This window comes from Chitinophaga caeni (genome assembly GCF_002557795.1).
GTDB classification, from domain to species: Bacteria; Bacteroidota; Bacteroidia; order Chitinophagales; family Chitinophagaceae; genus Chitinophaga; species Chitinophaga caeni.
Genome location: NZ_CP023777.1, coordinates 2,055,001 through 2,074,644 on the forward strand (window position 1 = coordinate 2,055,001; position 19,644 = coordinate 2,074,644).

Genomic DNA, 19,644 nt, shown 5'->3' on the forward strand with positions numbered 1-19,644 from the left:
AACCCAGACTAGCAGCTAAGGTCCCCAATGGTACGCTAAGTTGAACAAACGCGGTCCGGATCCTACGACAGCCAGGATGTTGGCTTGGAAGCAGCCATTCATTTAAAGAGTGCGTAACAGCTCACTGGTCGAGGGTCCGGGCACGGAAAATGATCGGGCATCAAGCGTGCAACCGAAGCTCTAGGGTGGCGCGGCATAAGCCGCCCACCGGTAGGGGAGCATTCCGGCCTGCGCCGAAGGTGTACCGCGAGGTATGCTGGAGCGGCCGGAAAAGAAAATGTAGGCATAAGTAACGATAAGGGGGATGAAAAATCCCCCCGCCGCAAGACTAAGGGTTCCTGATCAACGCTAATCGGATCAGGGTTAGTCGGGTCCTTAGGCGTAGCCGAGAGGCGAAGCTGATGGCAAGCCGGTGAATATTCCGGCACCCGCCCGCAATTCGACGGGGTAACGGAGAAGTGAAAGGACTGCGCAGTTACGGAATACTGCGTTGAAGGGTGTAGTTATAGGCCGCGTAGGAAAACCCGCGCGGCTTGGCGAACCTGATAGTACGGCGAGGCCCCGGCCAAGCCGATAACGTCCCTAACCATGCTCCCGAGAAAACCCCCTAAGGCCAGTTGCGTGGCGGCCCGTACCGTAAACCGACACAGGTAGTCGAGGAGAGTATCCTCAGGCGCTCGGGTGATCCGTGGTAAAGGAACTAGGCAAATTGACGCTGTAACTTCGGGATAAGGCGTACCGCAGCGATGCGGTCTCAGTGAAATGGTCCAACCAACTGTTTAACAAAAACACAGGGCCCTGCAAAATCGAAAGATGACGTATAGAGCCTGATACCTGCCCGGTGCTGGAAGGTTAAGGAAGGGTGTTCGGGGTAACCCAAAGCTCCTGACTGAAGCCCCAGTAAACGGCGGCCGTAACTATAACGGTCCTAAGGTAGCGAAATTCCTTGTCGGGTAAGTTCCGACCTGCACGAATGGTCTAATGAGTTGGACACTGTCTCTACCACGAGCCCGGTGAAATTGTAGTATCGGTGAAGATGCCGGTTAATCGCAACGGGACGGAAAGACCCCGTGAACCTTCACTACAACTTAACATTGATTTTGGGTAATAGGTGTGTAGGATAGTTGGGAGACTTTGATGCGCGCTCGCCAGGGCGCGCGGAGTCGTCGTTGAAATACCAACCTCCTGTTACTTAGAGTCTAATCCCGCGCAAGCGGGAGACATTGTTTGGTGGGTAGTTTGACTGGGGTGGTCGCCTCCTAAAAGGTAACGGAGGCTCGCAAAGGTACCCTCAGTACGGTTGGTAATCGTACGCAGAGCGCATTAGTATAAGGGTGCTTGACTGTGGGGCATACAAGCCGAGCAGGTGCGAAAGCAGGCTAAAGTGATCCGGCGGTTCTGCATGGAAGGGCCGTCGCTCAAAGGATAAAAGGTACTCCGGGGATAACAGGCTGATCTCACCCAAGAGCTCATATCGACGGTGAGGTTTGGCACCTCGATGTCGGTTCGTCACATCCTGGGGCTGGAGAAGGTCCCAAGGGTTCGGCTGTTCGCCGATTAAAGTGGCACGTGAACTGGGTTCAGAACGTCGCAAGACAGTTCGGTCCCTATCTGTTGTGATCGTTAGTAAATTGTGGGGATATGACCTTAGTACGAGAGGACCGGGTCGTACGTACCGCTGGTGTATCTGTTGTGCCGCCAGGTGCAGTGCAGAGTAGCTATGTACGGTCAAGATAAACGCTGAAAGCATCTAAGCGTGAAACTTACCCCGAGATGAGTTTACTTTCAAGGGCCGTCGGAGACGACGACGTTGATAGGCTACAGGTGTAAGGGTGGTAACACCGCAGCCGAGTAGTACTAATTGCCCGTAAGCTTTAACTTTATTATTACCGCGCCGCCGCGAGGTTGGCGGGTAAGGTAAGTAGATATACCGGGCGCATCCCGCCCCGCGTTTTTTCCCAGTATGACCTTATTAGTAACGTTGCCGCGCGCCGGGTGCGCGGCGGTAGCGAGAAGATCTTATGGTGGTTATGCCGGGGGTGTTCACCTCTTCCCATCCCGAACAGAGAAGTTAAGCCCCCCATGGCCGATGGTACTGCACAACCATGCGGGAGAGTAGGTAGCCGCCATATTTATTGAGGCCCCGGTCGTTAGACCGGGGCTTTTTTGTTTCGTACCACCCCGGGGCCGCGGGCCCGGTTTTATACAGCCCTTTATAGTAATTACCCTTGACCCATCCCCGTACCGCGTGGACTTGCCCGGTCTTTATTCAACCCGCTACCCTTAACCGGGAGGCCCGTTTCCCTAATCCATGGAACGGAAACAATGCTATTATAACCTTGTAGGTATCAAGAATTACCCCGATCATTTATTAAAAACCGGGAGTCGAAGGAAATTTAGAATACACAACAGCGACTCAATAGTGGATCTAAGGATAACTATACCATTGCTTCATTTTAATCATTTACATTAGATATCTCTACTAATCAGACTATTTTAATTACTAACACCAGGGTTTCCTGTTCAACTTTATGTACGGCTGTCTAATATCAACGATATCATAATCAGTTTCATCGGTATCGGCTAAATGGCAATTGTTATTTGATAATAGAACAAAATTGTTATTTATGGGGATAAAGTATTATTTAATCCACGGTAATTGAGTCAAGCAGAAGAGGAAATTGGCGAAGAATTATTGAAAGACGAATAACAGGACAAAATTTTGTGATTAACTACTTTGCTGATTCGGAAAATGTGGGCAACATTATTTTAAACTTATACTGTGACGATACACATTTTGCAATCGTATTACCTACTAAACAACGTGGCTGGCAAAATGAAAATGTTTACCATTAATTATAATTATATTATTCAATATAGCTTTTCATTGTTGTCCGACTAAATTTTAACCGGGGAGCAATTTGATCCCTCAATAATTCGATTCAATGTTCATCTGCTCGTTTCTTGTACTTTTTTGTTTACCCAAAAAAGGGCACAAATTGGCCATCACGGCCGCCAATTTGATCGCTCGATCCAGCTTTTGTACTACTGTATCGCCCAGCTACCCTTCGCTATCAACGGTGCGAAGTTCCACGGTTCTCTTGGCGAGGGGTGAATGTATCATCCTCCGCTTATATCCTTGACCAGGTAAGGAATTCAAGTACCTTTAAAGCATTCTTACTCGGACAACAATGATAGCTTTTCTTTATTCAACAAGATTTCCTTTGATTGAGCGCCATTTTCTAAGCTGGGTAGAATGTTAGGGCTAAGTTTGTGATCGATGATAGCTATGCTACGACGAATTGATCCAGTATAAAGCGAAACTACCGAAGGCTACTGAACTAACAAATTACTTGTATAAGATACGAAAATGTATACAGCGACGTTTGTGCTAACTAAGATGACTACAGGAAGTCTTTTGATACGATGATGCCAAAAATTAAAGCCGCGAAATAATTCGCGGCCCGTTCAGCTTGATACAGTTCAATCATTTTTCGAATACATTCCCTTTCTTATCGCTCGCTATTACCCAACGTAAGGCTGCAATTATCAGCTTGTTTTGGGTTGCGTCTGTGAAAATATGGGAACCATGCCCCATGTTCAGGTAGATCATCCTGTATTTAGTGTTCGTCCAGGCGATGGGGGTATCGCCTCCAGTTAAAATATCTTTTAAGCCTAATGGATAATTATCCTGTGCCAAGGATGCTAAAATCTTTACATCTGGATTTTCCCTGGGGCTCGGTTTCCATTGATACCATTCATTGATCGGGGCAATGAACGTGCGGGGAAGTCCACGGGTAACATCATGGCTAGTGTCTTCGACGAGAATTTTTGCGGGCATGGGCGGCCAGTTATTGCTATAAAAGATTGCTCCACCGAGGAAATTTACGAACCACGGCCAATTTGTTGTACGATCGTTATAAGCTGCCACATGGAAGCCAAACCAGCCACCACCACGTTCCATGTATTGCTCGAATGCTTTACGCTGTTGGGCGTTATGTGGGAAATCGTTGATCATCACCAGGAGCTGGTAATCTTTTATTTTCTCATCGTCCAGGTCTGCCATATTGCTGGTTGTATCAAATACGAAACCGTTTCCAACCGTTAAGTCTTTAAAGAATTTAATTGCATCATCGGCAAATTCGATATGCGCTTTTTCAACGCTACGACTATAAAAGGCCAATACTTTAAACCTGGGAAATCTTTGCGCTTGCAAAGAATGTTGTATCAATAATATTAATGATATCAATCCAATATTGCGGAATAGTTTTATCATCTTGAATAAGTTATTATTTAGAAACTAATGCGGTAACAGCTTGTAAGAACCAGCCGCTATGCGGAATCCATTGCTCGCTCCAACGCCATTCATTACCGTTGTCTTCCACTTTCCAATCGATTCCCGACCCATCTGGATTTTTCCCGGTAATGCCGTTTGAAATCCCTCCTTCCCCCGAGCCATGACCATACATGGATGCCATATACGGTACATTATTTTTACCATAACCATACATCATGCACATATCATATGGATTACAACCCAATATCCAGTTCACCAGGTTAGATGCGTAGCGGGCAAGTTCGGGTTTTACCCCTAAAGCTGTATTGTCGGGGTACACCAGGCGCCCACCAACGAGTATAGCAGTTGCCAGTGAACCCAAACGGGCGTCTTCGCCTTGCCACCACCAACCTGTTTCATTTTCATGCGGTATGAAGAAACCATGTTGAAGTTTCCCTACAAATAAAAAACTCTGCCGGGGGTAGCCAAATGGATTTGTAACCCGCTGTGTGATAGATAAGTTATAATCAATCGATTTTTTGATAGTGCTGAGCGCCGTTTCACGGTATGTTACATCTTTTTCTGCATCCAGGTAACGTGCTAATGCGATGATCGGCAAACCCGCATCGGCAGCGTGCCAAAAGGGACGGATGCCATCATCTGCAATGAAATAGCCACTTGGCGAGAGGCGATTGTGTAAGTTTTTCGCACGTTTACGGGCTGCGTCCCTGTAAAGGTTTTTGCCTGTAGCCAACCATAATTCGGTTGCTGCCATGAGCGCACAATAGTCATCGATAATGTTTTCTTTCCCATCGTCATCATAATTGAGGTTATTGGCTTCCAAATGGACAAAAGCCTTCTCTGCTGCCGCTAGATATTCGCCGGAAGTAAAATCGCGATTTTTTTTCCAAGTTGAAATCCTGGCTAAGGCCGCTATGGCTATACCACCACCTTCCCGGTAAGCACATTGATAATCGGATGTAGTTTTACTATCAGCTAATAAACCTACTACCCGGCGTTCTTGCGGATCTTTCCTGAAGTAGGAGAATACGGTCATATAAAAATATCCTCCAGGAGAGAGGGAGCGTTTGATGTAATCTGCCCCGTATAAAGCTTCTTCTGTTAATGCTTGCAATGACTTGCTCTCTGCGAGTATGGCGGGGATGCGTTCTACCGTGTTAATCATGCCCCAATCCACCATGGGTATTTGTTGCGGCGACATGAAATTTGCATAAGCCAGGTGCGAGAAATATTTACTCACATCGCCGGAAGCATCGCACCATCCGCCCCTTAGATCAACTCTTTTGTTGCTGCCGAATAAAAGCAGGTTGCTATCGGCAGAAAGTTCTTCCGCTGAGTTGGCTCTTTGATGGAGGAAAAAGCCGGTAATAGCGGGTGCTACGATTTTAGTTAATGCATTTGTGCCGATATTAAATGCTGCGGATTGATATTCTTTTCCATCCAATTGTATGCTGATATAAAAGGTGCCGGTGGTATTAATGTCCGAGAAATTAACACGGCTATACCAATATCCATCTGCCCAATCCTGCACTTGTTCGGCGCCTTCAATTTCCCTTTTAAGGATAGTAGTTTTGGATTTGGCATTGACAAGGGTAAACTTGGTGCCTGGCGGTAATGCTTCCCGGCTACTTACCAGGGCAATTTTTGAAGTACCCGCGTTATACGCAACCTGGTTGCTCAGTACCTTTATTTGAGATGATACCTGTTGGGTTACAATGCCTGTGAGCAATAGGGTGGTTACCCATTTCAACTTCGACATAAGCGATTAATTATGAAGATGATTGATTTTAAAAAATATTTTTACCGGATTAAAGATGAGCAGGGGAATAAGTAAAATACAAATGGCTGCTGTTATTCTTTTTATTGTAAACATAGTGTCCGGATTGTTATGTTGAAGTGTAACTTTTTAATGTTATGGTTGTCCCTCGATTATTACGAATGGCTGCGTAGCGTGACAACTGTTGAAGAGTGCGACGCAAGCAAAGCCAGATAGAGTATTGAGGTTGGTAACCAAATCAATTTTTCTTTTATTAAAAGCTCCAAAGGTTGTAAAACGTCACAACCTTTGGAGTATAAATGTTTTACAGGAATATTATTCCCAGCCGGCATTTTGAGTCCAGTTGGTGACCGTGATCTCCGCTTGCGGGATGGGGTACCAGTACATTTTGTTTTCAAATACGCGTGGTTCAAGATCTTTTACTTCGTAGTTGAAGTTGCCGTTGTTGTTGGTGATCTCTATTCTGCGTAAGGGCGTAGCTAAATAGGTTTCGCCCAGCTTCCACCTTCTCACATCCCAGGAGCGGTGATCTTCGAAACCGAGTTCCACGTTGCGTTCATGTATGATCGCTTTGAGATTGAGCTGCGCAGCCGTCAGCGGGGTAAGATTAACACCGTTCCTTTGACGCACCGCGTTGATCGCTTGCAAGGCCGTCATACCGTAACCTTGCGGATCAGCATCTGCACCATAGGCTTGGAACATCGCTTCCGCGAAGTTCAACAAGGTTTCAGCATAGCGGAAATAGACCCAGGAGTGGTTTGCCTTGGTATTATTGACAAGATCGATACCGCCCTGGATATATTTCTGCAAGTAGTAACCTGTTTTGGTCGCATTTTGCTTGGGTAAACCGCTGCTTCCGCCGCTGAAGGTTTCGATTGTTTGCGATTTGAAACTCTTCCCGTTGTAGATAACGTTCATGCCTAAACGTGGATCCCGGTTTTGATACGGATTCGAGGCGTGTGCAGGGTTATTCCAATCGAATGGTTCGGTTCCGATGGTATTGCCATCACCGTCTTTTACCAGGACTTCAAAATCGTCTACAAAATTCTGGCTGGGCGTTAAGCTGTTGCCATTACTGTTCTCGAACTGGATCGGGAAGTTAGATATTTCCAGCCCGTTTTGGGAACCGTATCTCCTGTAGAAGATCACTTCTTTGGAAGTCGTGTTGTTGGAACCGAAAAGGTTATTATAATTACCATCGAGGGAGAATTGGTTCAAGGCCATCACATCATGAGCTGCCGCGGCAGCTTGTGCCCATGTAACCGTGGAACCTGCTTCCTGGTAAAGATCGCTGGCGGCGTATAGCAGCACGCGCGATTTCAGGGCCAGTATGGCACCGTGTGTTGCGCGGCCGGCTTCGTACCAGGAATAACCCGAAAGGTTTACAGGGATAATTGCCGCGGCTTTATCACAAAGAGTAGCAATATATTTTACGCATTCATCTACACTGTTCCTCGGGATGTTTTGCCAAGAGCTTTTATCTTCAAAATCCAACGCGTTATCGATAATGGGTACGCCACCGTAACGTTTTACGAGTTCGAAATAGAAGAATGCTTTTAGGAAATACATTTCCCCTTCCATGAACTTGACATTGTCGCGGGCATTCCAATATGCGGTGCTATCTGTTGAAGTGATACGATCTTTGATATACGATATATCGACCATGTCCTTATTTTGAATAAACAGGTTGACCTGCCTGATAGCCCTGTAGTTGCGATCCCAGTTATCGTCGGGATTACTGTATTGATTCCAGATGCCGTAATTAAAATCCTGCACGCGATCGGTTACGTTGGTACATTCGGCATTGTCTGTAGCGCCTTCCATATTGAAGCGATCGAAACCGTTGGGCAGGAACCCGTACGTGTACCATAGCACTTGTTGCAGGTACGAATAATTGGAGTAAAGCATGTCTACCGGAACATTGGCTTCGACTTTCTTAACATCCAGGAAATCTTTCTGGCAAGCGCTGAAAGAGCCAATGACACATGCAGCTATGATAAAATTTAGTTTTTTCATTTCCTTGTAATTTCAAATGATCAGGAGACTAGAGTTTCACATTCAATCCGAAGCTTACAGATTTCATCAATGGGTATCCCATGGACAATCTTTCGGCTTCCAGGTTATCTAACTTATCCCGGGTGAGCAGGTTGTTGCCGATAACAAAAACACGGACTGCATCGATTTTACGTAGGAAACCCTTTTGTGGGAAAGTGTACCCGAGTTCTACGCTGCGCAGCTTCAGGAAATTACCGTTCCGCATCCAGAAGTCGGATTGCACGTTGTTGTTATCATTACTGAGCGTAGATAACCTTGGCGTGGTAGCGGTATTTGCCGTAGCCGGTGTCCAACTGTTGCTGGAGAAGATGGTAATGTTGTTGTTATTGACGAAAGGATGCGTATAATCGTAAGCATCGTTAAGCAAGCTCACCGTGCGGTTGGTAACCGATTGAATGAATGCATCGAAATCGAAACCTTTGAATTTGAATCCCAGGTTGAATGACATTGTCATTTCGGGTAATTTGGCGTAATTGACCGGGATGATATCATACATGTTGACAATACCGTTGCCATCCTGGTCTTTGAACTTAAGATCGCCGGGTTTTACTACACCGAAGGATGACTTTACGATGCCCGGGAGCAAGTTGCCGTTCGCATCGAAATCGGTTTCCTGGTAGAATCCATCGTTGATAAGCCCGCGCATTTGCCCGATGCGGTAACCTTTTTGATAAAGGTATTCGTGTGGTTGGGGAATGTCGGTACGTTGGTCGATTTTATTCCTGGCAAAAGCAGCCGTTGCGCCGAGGTAATATTCAAAAGCGCGGACTTTGTCATGGAAGGTCGCTGAAAGCTCGAAGCCCCTGTTAGTGACGCTTCCCGTGTTTAACCTTTGAAAAGTAAAGCCCGTGTATGCGGGGATGCCGCTGGTTCCGTCGAGGATATTATTACGTTTTTCTTGGAACACGTCGGCGGTAAAATTTAGTTTGTTCCAAGCGGTTACATCAAAACCGAGGTTAAAACTTTTTTTCTCTTCCCAGGTAAATGAATTATTGGGTAATGCTCCTTCGGTTCTTCCGCCACGGCTCGTATTATTAGTGCCGAGGATGTAGCTGCCGGAGTTGACACCCCATTGTTCGAATAGGAAGCGGGCATCTTCATTCATGTTCCCGGTAATGCCATAGGAACCGCGCACTTTAAGGAAATTGATGATCTTGTTATTTTGTAAAAATGCTTCGTTTGATAATATCCAACCAAGGCCGATGGCCGGGAATAAACCGTAACGCTGCCCTTCGGCAAAATCGGCAGAGCCGTTGTAAGAGGCGGAAATATCCACGATGTATGTTTTAGCATAATCGTAAGTTACCGCGGCGAGTAAGCCTTGGGAACGCACTTGGTAAACCTGCCCGTCGTGGTTGAAACTTTGGCGGCGAGCTTGTAAAATACCATTCAAAGTATTTTTACCATATGCCTTATCATAAGTTAAGCCGACTTGCACCGATGTCCTGTTCCAATGTTGGTTCCCGCCATCATTAATAGATTGGCTGCTGGAACCGATGGTTCGATAAGTTATATCACCGTTACCATCGAGGATAGCTTGATCTTGTGCATCTTTCAATATTTCAAAGGAAGGCACGGTAAAGCCTTTTTGATACACGCCCACGTATTGGTTGTTGAATGATACCCCGCCCACCAGGGCCAGGCCTTTTACGATCGCATCCAATTTTTCGGTGGCGTTGATCGCTGTTTGCAGGTTGCGGGTGTGGGAATTGTAGATGCCGTTCTGCTGTAAAAGCTGTACGGGGTTGAAGTTATACACGGAACTGTTCCCCCAGGTACCATTTGGATTTTTAACGGGGAATGCCGCGGCCGGGATACGTTGCAAATTGTTGAATACCGTGGAAGCGGTAAAGCCGTTCGGCGTATTCTTGTCTTCAGTGATACCGCTTAAATTCACCCCGATAGACAGGCTTTTACTCAATTGAATATCGGCATTGGCGCGTAAGTTCAACTTGGTATATTTAGCATTGGTACCGAAATCTTTATCGATGGCCACAGCATTCTTATACAATCCTTCGAAATTAGTATAACTCATTAATACGAAGTAGCGGGCTTTGTCTGTACCGCCCCTGAAAGTGATGTTGTAATCCTGTATGGTCGATGTTTTTTTCAATAACTCATCGTACCAATCCACGTTGGGATGCACGGGATCATTTCCGGATTGATATAATTCCGGGGCAAGGTATTTGATTGGTAGATTATCATTTTGTAAGGCCTGGTTATAAAGGCGGGTATAATCGTAAGCATTCATGACCTTGGGTAATTCCATCGGGGTTAAAATCCCGTACCGGCCGTTTGCCGCGATCTGTATCTTGGAATTAAGTGTACCCTTTTTAGTACTGATGCTGAGTACGCCTGCCCCGCTTTCTAATCCGTAGATAGATGTGGCGGCAGCATCTTTCATCAAGGTCACCGTTTCAATTTCGTAAGGCGATAATGCGCCGATGGCATTTAGCTCTACGGGGTAACCATCGAGCAATACCAGCAAGCGATTGCCCGCGATGTTCCAACTACTTTGCCCGCGAACGTAGAATGTGGGATTATCATAACCGGGTTCCCCGGAGCCTGTCACAACGGTAAGCCCGGGCATACGGGCTTGCAAGGTATTGAGTAAGTTACCCGAAGTTGTACGCGCTAAATCATCTCCTGTAATAGTGAACGTAGCGCCGGTAGTACGCCATGACTTTTCGCTACGGAAGCCGTAATCGATGACTGCTGTATTTTTAGTAGAATCTTTCGCGGTTTGAGCCTTAGCCTGCATGTTAACCAGGAAGGCGACCGCAACAAGAGGAATATATATTCTTTTCATGTCTGTTCAGTTGTTTAATGATTACCATCCTGGATTTTGACCATCCCAACCTTGACCATCGCCGAGGTAGTTTTTACTAACTTCAGCATATGGGAAGGGCACGTAATAATAGCGCGTAGGATACACGCGGTTAATGAATGGAACGATTTCCCAAGAACGTTTCAAAGTATTATTGATCCTTTTAGCCGTGGTAGCGATACCCCGGAATTGCTTGTTGAGCACTTGATGCGCGGTGAGCCAACGGTTCAGATCATTATAGCGGTGACCTTCATATGCCAACTCGATCGTACGTTCATTTTGAACGGCTTCCCTGAAAGCTTGTATACCCGCGGGATGCTTATCCGGCATGCCTGCCCTGGCCCTGATCAAGTTGAGGTATTGTTCTGCTTCGCCATTGGGTCCGCTGTATTCATTGATCGCTTCCGCGTAATTGAGATAGAACTCGGCTAACCTGAATACCGGCCAAGCAAAATGTGCATCATCCATATTGTTGATACGCGCCACGAACTTGTACACTTCCATGGCATAACCATCCGGCCCGGCATCGCTGCTGGACAATTTACCGGCAGTATAACCATCGCCTGCCTTATAATAAGCGAGTACACCGCGGTTGCTGTTATAATACATGCCATCGTAAGCGATTGATTGGTAGAAGCGGGGATCGAGGTTCAAGGATTGAATGTAAGCCGGGAAGTCATCCCCGCTTGGATCCAGGGTGAACTTGCTGCCATCCCTTTTTTCGTATAGCTGCATGAACTCGATCGGCACATTGTTCTTAACACCCCAGCTGGCAAGACGCAGTTTAGAAGACATATAACGATCCCATTCGAATGCATTTGGCGTGGCGGGCGCTTGATTCTCTGTATTGACAAGGATCAGCTCCTGGTTAGCGTAAACGTTGTATACGGATTCATAATCGCCGAGGGTAGCATAGGTTTCTCCCGTAGTTAAAGGTGTTCCCGTATTATAAAGCGAAACTCCCGCTTCCCCGGCATGATTCAATACATCTTTCGCGGCTTGCGCAGCGCGGTTCCAACGTTCTTTATCATAATTGGGATAGCATAAAACCGAATCGCGGGCATCGTTATACCGAGCTGCGGAGATGATACTTTTCATATCATCCGGGGTGTTATACTTGGGACTGGCTGCATATAATAATACCCGAGATTTTAATGCCAGGGCAGCCAATTTAGTCACCTTACCGTAGTCGGTGGAAGGCCTGGTAGGGGGTAACATACCAGCCGCTTGATCGCACCAGCTAACGATGCTATCTACCACGGAAGCCACCGAGGCGCGGGGGATTTGTAAGTTCGCAGTTCCATCCAAAGGGGTGGAGACAATAGGTATGCCCGCGTAGTAACGGAATAACTCGTAATGCTGCATCGCCCTACAGAAAAGCGCTTGGCCACGTACATCTTTTTTCCAGTTTTCATCCCCGTCAACAACTAGATCTACATTTTGAAATACCAAGTTAGCTTGGCGAATACCGCGGTAATGATCTGAGAAACTGGGATCGCAGGTACCGGATGGGCTCATGTTACCGGTAACATAGGTGCCGGTGTTAATGGTAGCGGCTGCCCAAGAATATGCCGGGTGTAAAATATATAGTTGGTCAGTGATTGATTCAGGGCGACAATTACCGGGGTTATTGCCGGGAAAATAACCTTTGATACAGAGGTTATACATTTGGGCAATAGCGTAGTTGGCCTGTTTTACCGTATGAAAGATCGTATCGGTAGTAACGGCGCCTCCCTTGGGTTTCTCAAGGAAATCCTTACTACAACTGGAAACGGATATGCTTCCGGTTATCGCCGCGCACAACAATATGAATAAGTATGTTCTTTTCATGTTTTCGTACTTAAGAGATTAGAAATTGACATTTAACCCGATGTTATACACGCGCGTAAGCGGGTAACCGATGAAATTCAGGTTTTCCGGATCACCCCAAATCTTGTTGGGCGACCAGGTCAGCAGGTTATAGCCATTGAGGTAAAAGCGGGCATAGCCGATACCTATTTTTTTAAAGGCTTTCGGTTGTAAGGTGTAACCTATTTCCATGTTCTTCAGCCTAGTATACGATGTATTGATCAGGAAGAAAGTATTTCTTGCCCCTTGCTTGTTGTAAGCAGCGATGGGGAAGTCGATCGGGTCACCGTTCTGGTAACGTTCTTCCGTGAAACGGTGTAAATCCACTTCGAATAATGACTCTTGCTTGTTGAAGTGTAGCTGGTTGGCCATAGCGTACTTGGCAACACCGCCGACGCCTTGCAATAAAGCAGAGAAGTCAAAGCCCTTATAGCTGAAACCGAACGAAATACCATAGGTAACGCGGGGGATGGAAGTATAACCGGAGCGAACGAAGTCTTTCTCATTTACGACGCCATCTTCATTTACATCGATCAGCTTCACTTCGCCGGGTTGTAAAGGCACACCGGCATAGCCCAGGTCTTTTTGATAAACCGTTTCGCCGTTAGCATTGGTATAGGGTTTGCCGGACTTGTCCAAGGCAGGTAGCGGGCTAGAGAGGATCGGGTTCCCGGATCCGTCTAACTCGTATAAATCGCCCCAGGAAGTGTATAAACCTTCTGCTTGTAAATAAGAACCCTGGTTGATGGGTTTGCCGGTCGCTGCTTGGTATTCTAATCCCGGTACGATAGGCTCGTCCATGAACACGATCTCGTTCTTGGTATTGGAGATGTTACCTTTTAACCAGTAAGTAAATTTTCCCGGTTTGCTGTTATAACCCACTTCCAATTCGTTTCCCCAGTTTTTCACAATTCCTAAATTATACGGTGGCAATGTTGCTGCCACGATTTCGGGCACTGTTCCCTTGTAGGAAAGAATGTTGATCCTTTTTTCATTAAAGTGATCGTAAGTAACGGTTAAGCGGTCGCGGAAGAGTCTCAGCTCGGCCCCGATGTTGGACTTCGTGGCAGTTTCCCAGGTTACGTTCGGGTTTCCCAGCACGCTTTCCTGCGCACCTTGTACCCAGTTGCGATCATTGAGTGTACCGAAGTTGTAACCACCGGTATAAGACCATGTATCGGGCAAGTACAAATACCTTGCATCGGTATTGGTACCCGGTATCTTGATATTATCGTTCCCAACTTTACCGATGGATCCCCGGATTTTTAAGTAAGTGATGTAATCGTTTTTAGGGAAAAAGCTTTCGTTGCTGGCCACCCACCCGGCAGAAAAGGCAGGCAAGAAGCCGAAGCGTTTTCCTTCTGGAAAGTTTTCAGAACCGTTATAGCCCATATTAAATTCTGCCAGGTACCGGCCATCGAAATTGTAAGTTACCCTTCCTGCCATACCGATGTAGGCATGCGGAAGATCGGGTACATAATTAGGATCGTGGCGTTTTTCCGCATTGTAGAGCAATAATCCCGTTACATTATGTTTGCCGAAAGAGCGGGCATAATTCATGGAAACCTCCCCGTATACTTTACGCCATTTGCCATTGTACCAATCGCTCCATCTTTCGGAAGGAGTCACCTCGTTGAGTTGTACCAGGATAGGATCGAGCCTGTCGCCATTAGGATTCTCGCGGATACCGTATAACAGTGGGTACGATTTACCGCCGGAACGGCTGGAGAAGTAACTATCGTAAGCAATGCGGCCACCGATAGATAATCCCTGCGTAATGAAATCAAGCTTGTACACCGCTTTAATAGTGGAATTAAGTGTACTGTTCTTGGTGATGTTATAGTTGTTCGATGCCGCGATCGCGTATAAGGGATTGAGTTGCTGGTTCTGGTTGGTAAAAGGCAAGACGAATTTCCCGTCTACCATACCCGGCGATCCGAGGGGCGTTGACCAGAGTATCCTTTTTTCCCAGGTATAACTGTCATTGTCCATACCCGTGATATCAACGAATTGCGTTCCTATATCAACGGAAATTCTGAAATCTTTATTCACATCGAAATCGAAATTACCGCGGAGGTTGTACCTGTTTTTGGTGAAGTCCATCTCATCGGAAAAGGGTAGGTAGTCCGTTTTAAATAATCCTTTTTGGTTCAGGTACCCGAATGAAACGAAATATTTCAACGAGTTGGTTCCACCGCTTACATTGGCATTAAATTGACTTTGCGGCGCATATTTCTTAAATACCTGGTCTTTCCAATTTTGATCCGGGTGAAAATATGGATCATAATATGGATTCGGTTGACCGTTTTCCAATTTAGGTTTGTTGGCATTGGCATAGTATTTCAGATCTTCTTCTGAAAATAAAAGAACGGCTTCTTTTTGCCAGTTTTCGTCCCTCTTTTGAACGAAGTCAGCCCAAGAAGTGATGTCGGCATCATTGGCATGGTTGATCCAATAAGATTGGTAGGCAAGTTCATTTTGCAAAGTTGCATACTCGTAAGAGTTTACGAAATCGGGCATCCTGGCAAAAGAACTAACCGCTGTTTGTGCGCTGGCGCTGATTTTAGGGGCGCCGAGTTTTCCTCTCTTGGTAGTAATCAATATTACGCCGTTGGCGCCGCGCACACCGTAGACGGCGGTGGCAGAGGCATCTTTAAGGATACTAAGCGTTTCGATCTCGTTAGGATCGATGTCGTTGTAAGTATCCCGGGCAACTCCATCCACCATAATCAGCGGCCCTGTATTGCCGGTGTAAGTTCCGACACCACGGACGTATAAAGTGGCCGCATCAGCACCGGGTTTGCCGGAAGCTTGAATCGCGGTAAGACCGGATAGTCGCCCTGCCAAAGCATTGCTAAGATTAGAAACGGGCGATTGCACTAACTCCTTTGCACTCATTTGGGAGATGGCGCCCGTAACGGATTCCTTCTTTTGCTGACCGAAACCTACGACTACAAAATCGTTGAGGTCAACGGAGTTGGGAAGCAGTACAATATTTACGGAAGATTTGCCCTTGATACTGACCTCTTGTTTTTCATAACCGATGAAGGTAACAACGAGCGTTTCAGCATTTTCCGGGACGGGGAATGAAAAGTTACCCTTTGTATCCGTAGCTGCACCGGTATTAGAATCTTTCAGCTTGACGGTAACACCTGGCAAGGGGGTGTTTTTATCGTCTTTTACATTCCCGCTGATGACCCTCGTTTGTGCATGAACCTGTGCTGCCGTCGCACTTATTAGAAATAATAAGAGCAAGCAGCGTAGAAATTTGGAATTTTTCATAACGCAGATGTCTGTGAAATTTTGGTTGACTAAGAAAATTTTGATAAAATCTAATACATGTATTTTTTACAATTATTTATACTTTAAGGCGGCACCCAGTAAAAAACTTGCTGCCCGGTATATGGGCATAAGGAGAGGAAAGGGGCGACCTTCTTCACAACGTGGACGATTTTATATGCTTTTAGTAATGATAATAACTGTCGAATAATGGCATGTATTTATTTGACAGCAGGCGGGTAAATTATGATGCCAATTTGATGTTTTCTAATATTATGTTCTCCTGAATTATTTCCGAATATATTGTTCTATTTTCGAAACGTATGCAAACGATTGCATAAATTCCAGAAATGTTATAATAATTTGAAAATCAATTTTTAATATGAAATGTAAAACTGGAAAAGAAGAAATTGTATTTCTACTGACCAGGGTGCTAGAAAAGTTTGAATTGGAAAGGGGGCAAACGATTATTAGGAATTCGAACCGGAAAAATTACGAGGAAGTAGCGTTCAAATTAAGCGAGATCAGTAATGAATTACCAAGGAATCAAGAGCATTGGCAGCATCAATTTTACGAACCTGATTACAACCCCAGGCAATTAACTTATCCCCAGCGGAAATACGACATTACGGGTAATCAAATTAAAGACGCCTATTACAATCAAATTGTTTCAAGGCCGAGACCTTTCCTCGTGGATGCTTGCTATATTTATTTATATGGCGTCGGAAGGGTAGGCTTTGAAAAAAATCCACTCGATCCGGGTTTATTGGAATCGGGTGAGTCGAAGCATGAGGAGCACTTGGTACCGGGAGACGAAACCGCGTCAAAGCCTTTACGAGATGCCGTTAATGATAAACCTGATCATAAGATATTATTACAACAAAGACGCTTGCTGCTATTCGCCTTAAGTATTTGCTTAATCACGGTCGCGGGAACATTCGGTTATTTATTTTCTCAGAAACGTGAATGGGCCAAAATAAAAAACGACTTTAACATACTGCCTTACCAACCTACAAACGAAGAAGTTGCAGCTATTGAAGGGATTTGGCTATGTTATTCAGGCTCGCCACAGGCAAGGATTACACAACCGTACCGTTATCATGTAGTAGTGCCGAGTATATTAGATGTGAAGTATGATGATGGATATTTTACATTCAAAAGATACGATGCCAATTTTGATCATTCCGGCTATATGCAGTTTGAAGCGCCGGGCATATTGTCTATCCACTCGTTCTTACTCAATCCTACAGGCGGCATAGAATACCCAAAGCATTCATTGATGTACATCACTTCTAACAGGAAAACGGCCAACGTAATTTCTGCCAGTTGGAATTACGATGTAGGGGTGCATAACCAGGTGATCGGTATCAGGGAAGTATATACAAAGGTAGGTAAAGGGGGGACTATCAAGGAGATCATGAACGGCTTAGAAAATGGTAGTTGCAATTGTAAGATTATCGAATGGGCTAAAGACGATAATAAGGTGGAATCATTTTACCTTAGAAATCAAAGATTGGAAACCTTAACAGATTCCAGTTTGATTCCCCTGTTAGATGAACGGAGTATTATACCTGCACAACCCAGTGATGGATTTATATTGACAAAAGATACCGGTGTTACATTCCCGGGTAACCTGTAGATTATAACGTAGTTAGCATATTCTTTCTCTTGATTCCTATAGCTAAAATGGCCATAGCCTGGTCAGAATGTTTTATATTTGAAGAAATCAGTTCTTACTATGAAAATTCTTATGCTTTTTCTTAGCATGGCAGTCATCTTTGCTGCATGTCAACCAAAACAAACGGGAAAATCAACAGAACAAGTTCAAGCGCAAATTTTTTTAGATCAATATAATCAACGGTACCAGGAGCTTTCAAAGGCATCGCAATTAGCGCAATGGCAACTCAATACCCGTATTGTTCCCGGCGATACTACTTCCGAGAAATTGGCGGGGGAAGCCGATGAAGCTTACGCGGCTTTTACCGGGAGCAAGGAAAATATAGATTCGGCCAAGAAATACTTGGGTTTAAAAGATAAGTTAACGCCTTTGCAAGAGAGGGAATTTGAAACGATACTCTTTTATGCAGGCGCCAGCCCGGCGGTAGCAGGCGATATCGTACCCCGGAAAATCCAGGCGCAAAACGCGCAAACCGGCTTATTGTACGGTTTTAAATATACTATAGATCAAAAAACTGTAACAACAGGAGAGATCGATGAAATATTGGAAACATCTCCCGATCTTTCAAAGCGGAGAAAAGCGTGGTTGGCCAGCAAAGAAGTTGGAAAAGTGTTGAAAGAAGGCTTGGATTCTTTACAATTTTTAAGGAACAAAAGTGTTCAAACCTTGGGCTATAAAAATTTCTTCGATTATAATGCGAAAGAATACGGCATGGATCAAGACGAAATTTTAGATCTCACCCACCGGTTTATCAAGGAAGTGTGGCCACTGTACCGCGAATTACATACTTGGGCTAGGTACGAGCTAGCTAATAAATACCATCAACCGGTGCCTGAATACATCCCGGCAGATTGGTTACCTAACCGTTGGGGACAAGATTGGACCCAATTGGTGAACGTAGAAGGCTTGAACATTGATAAAGTATTGCAGGAAAAAGGCGTAACCTGGATGGCAAAAGAAGGGGAAGCTTTTTATCAAAGTATCGGTTTCGATGCCTTGCCAGGAAGTTTTTGGGCTAAAAGTAGTTTATACCCGGTACCTGCCGATTCTCCTTTTACAAAGAACAACCATGCTTCTGCTTGGCATATTGATTTGGATAAAGATGTGAGATCTTTACAAAGTATCACACCTACAACCGGTTACTGGAGCACTGTTTTGCATGAATTTGGGCATATATTTTATTTCTTATCCTACAGTAATCCAGATGTGCCTTACGTATTGAGAAACGGTGCTAATCGCGGTTTCCATGAAGCCTTCGGTACGATGATGGGTTTGGCATCCTTGCAAAAACCGTTCTTGGCGGGCAGGGGATTAGTTGCTGCCGATTTGAAAACCAACGATACTTTGAAACTGTTACAGGAAGCCTTGGATTATATTGTTCATATTCCGTGGGGAAGTGGTGTGATGACGGAATTTGAATATCAATTGTATGCTAAAAACCTGCCTGAAGATGAATATAATAAAGCTTGGTGGGAACTAGTAAAAAAATACCAAGGCATCGTACCGCCCGTTGAACGGGATGAAACATATTGCGATGCCGCCACGAAAACGCATATCAATGACGATGCCGCGCAATATTATGATTATTCTATCGCGAATATTTTAGTATTTCAATTCCACGAGTACATAGCTAAAAATATCCTTAAGCAAGATCCCCATGCTACGAATTATTGGGGCAATAAAGGCGTGGGTGATTTCTTGAAAAAGGTCATGTCCCCGGGAGCCAGTATCGATTGGCGTGATTTGATGCGATCCACGATACAACAGGATATGAGTGCGCAAGCAATGATGAATTACTTTGAGCCGTTAATGGGCTATTTGAAGAAGGTGAATGCCGGGAGAGAATACACGTTGCCGGAACAAATAAATTTTTAACAGGAGGA

Annotated in this window: 8 protein-coding genes and 2 rRNA genes (1 of these 10 only partly in view); 4 read left to right on the plus strand and 6 right to left on the minus strand. The window is 45.3% G+C overall.

What is annotated here, in order from left to right; all coding sequences use genetic code 11:
• Together COR50_RS08640 and rrf are read left to right on the plus strand one after the other, a co-directional pair.
• Nucleotides 1–1,881, plus strand: a 23S ribosomal RNA gene (locus COR50_RS08640); it begins 1,011 nt to the left of the window's first position.
• Nucleotides 1,882–2,020: 139 nt separating this feature from the next.
• A 5S ribosomal RNA gene (gene rrf / locus COR50_RS08645) occupies nucleotides 2,021–2,132 on the plus strand.
• A 1,355-nt stretch (nucleotides 2,133–3,487) separates the two neighbouring features.
• On the opposite strand, the gene COR50_RS08650 is transcribed toward rrf, so the two are convergent.
• From COR50_RS08650 to COR50_RS08675, 6 genes are all read right to left on the minus strand, one after another.
• Nucleotides 3,488–4,276, minus strand: a complete 789-nt coding sequence (locus tag COR50_RS08650) for a ThuA domain-containing protein (RefSeq protein ID WP_098193617.1) — start codon at nucleotides 4,274–4,276, stop codon at nucleotides 3,488–3,490.
• 13 nt (nucleotides 4,277–4,289) lie between these two features.
• Entirely contained in the window at nucleotides 4,290–6,056 is a 1,767-nt protein-coding gene (locus tag COR50_RS08655) for a glycoside hydrolase family 9 protein (RefSeq protein WP_098193618.1), read from the minus strand.
• A gap of 333 nt (nucleotides 6,057–6,389) precedes the next feature.
• The gene (locus tag COR50_RS08660; protein ID WP_098193619.1) at nucleotides 6,390–8,090 is read right to left on the minus strand and encodes a RagB/SusD family nutrient uptake outer membrane protein; all 1,701 of its coding nucleotides are present in this window, start codon (nucleotides 8,088–8,090) and stop codon (nucleotides 6,390–6,392) included.
• Nucleotides 8,091–8,118: 28 nt separating this feature from the next.
• Nucleotides 8,119–10,938, minus strand: coding sequence for a SusC/RagA family TonB-linked outer membrane protein (locus tag COR50_RS08665; RefSeq protein ID WP_098193620.1), 2,820 nt, complete (start codon nucleotides 10,936–10,938; stop codon nucleotides 8,119–8,121).
• A 21-nt stretch (nucleotides 10,939–10,959) separates the two neighbouring features.
• Nucleotides 10,960–12,786: a RagB/SusD family nutrient uptake outer membrane protein gene (locus COR50_RS08670; protein ID WP_098193621.1), complete on the minus strand. Its 1,827-nt coding sequence runs from the start codon at nucleotides 12,784–12,786 to the stop codon at nucleotides 10,960–10,962.
• 18 nt (nucleotides 12,787–12,804) lie between these two features.
• A complete protein-coding gene (locus COR50_RS08675; RefSeq protein ID WP_098193622.1) occupies nucleotides 12,805–16,086 on the minus strand; it encodes a SusC/RagA family TonB-linked outer membrane protein in 3,282 nt (1,093 codons plus the stop codon).
• 379 nt (nucleotides 16,087–16,465) lie between these two features.
• Between COR50_RS08675 and COR50_RS08680 the strand changes: the two genes are divergently transcribed.
• Both COR50_RS08680 and COR50_RS08685 read left to right on the plus strand, forming a co-directional pair.
• Nucleotides 16,466–17,722: a hypothetical protein gene (locus tag COR50_RS08680; RefSeq protein ID WP_098193623.1), complete on the plus strand. Its 1,257-nt coding sequence runs from the start codon at nucleotides 16,466–16,468 to the stop codon at nucleotides 17,720–17,722.
• 99 nt (nucleotides 17,723–17,821) lie between these two features.
• Nucleotides 17,822–19,636 carry a M2 family metallopeptidase gene (locus COR50_RS08685; protein WP_098193624.1) on the plus strand — a complete coding sequence of 605 codons (1,815 nt, stop codon included), beginning with the start codon at nucleotides 17,822–17,824 and terminating at the stop codon, nucleotides 19,634–19,636.
• Nucleotides 19,637–19,644: the final 8 nt, after the last annotated feature.

Bases quoted from the DNA above. Each gene is read 5' to 3' on its own strand.
- COR50_RS08650 (WP_098193617.1), bottom strand. From the start codon at position 4,276: ATGATAAAACTATTCCGCAATATTGGATTGATATCATTAATATTATTG.
- COR50_RS08655 (WP_098193618.1), bottom strand. From the start codon at position 6,056: ATGTCGAAGTTGAAATGGGTAACCACCCTATTGCTCACAGGCATTGTA.
- COR50_RS08660 (WP_098193619.1), bottom strand. From the start codon at position 8,090: ATGAAAAAACTAAATTTTATCATAGCTGCATGTGTCATTGGCTCTTTC.
- COR50_RS08665 (WP_098193620.1), bottom strand. From the start codon at position 10,938: ATGAAAAGAATATATATTCCTCTTGTTGCGGTCGCCTTCCTGGTTAAC.
- COR50_RS08670 (WP_098193621.1), bottom strand. From the start codon at position 12,786: ATGAAAAGAACATACTTATTCATATTGTTGTGCGCGGCGATAACCGGA.
- COR50_RS08675 (WP_098193622.1), bottom strand. From the start codon at position 16,086: ATGAAAAATTCCAAATTTCTACGCTGCTTGCTCTTATTATTTCTAATA.
- COR50_RS08680 (WP_098193623.1), top strand. From the start codon at position 16,466: ATGAAATGTAAAACTGGAAAAGAAGAAATTGTATTTCTACTGACCAGG.
- COR50_RS08685 (WP_098193624.1), top strand. From the start codon at position 17,822: ATGAAAATTCTTATGCTTTTTCTTAGCATGGCAGTCATCTTTGCTGCA.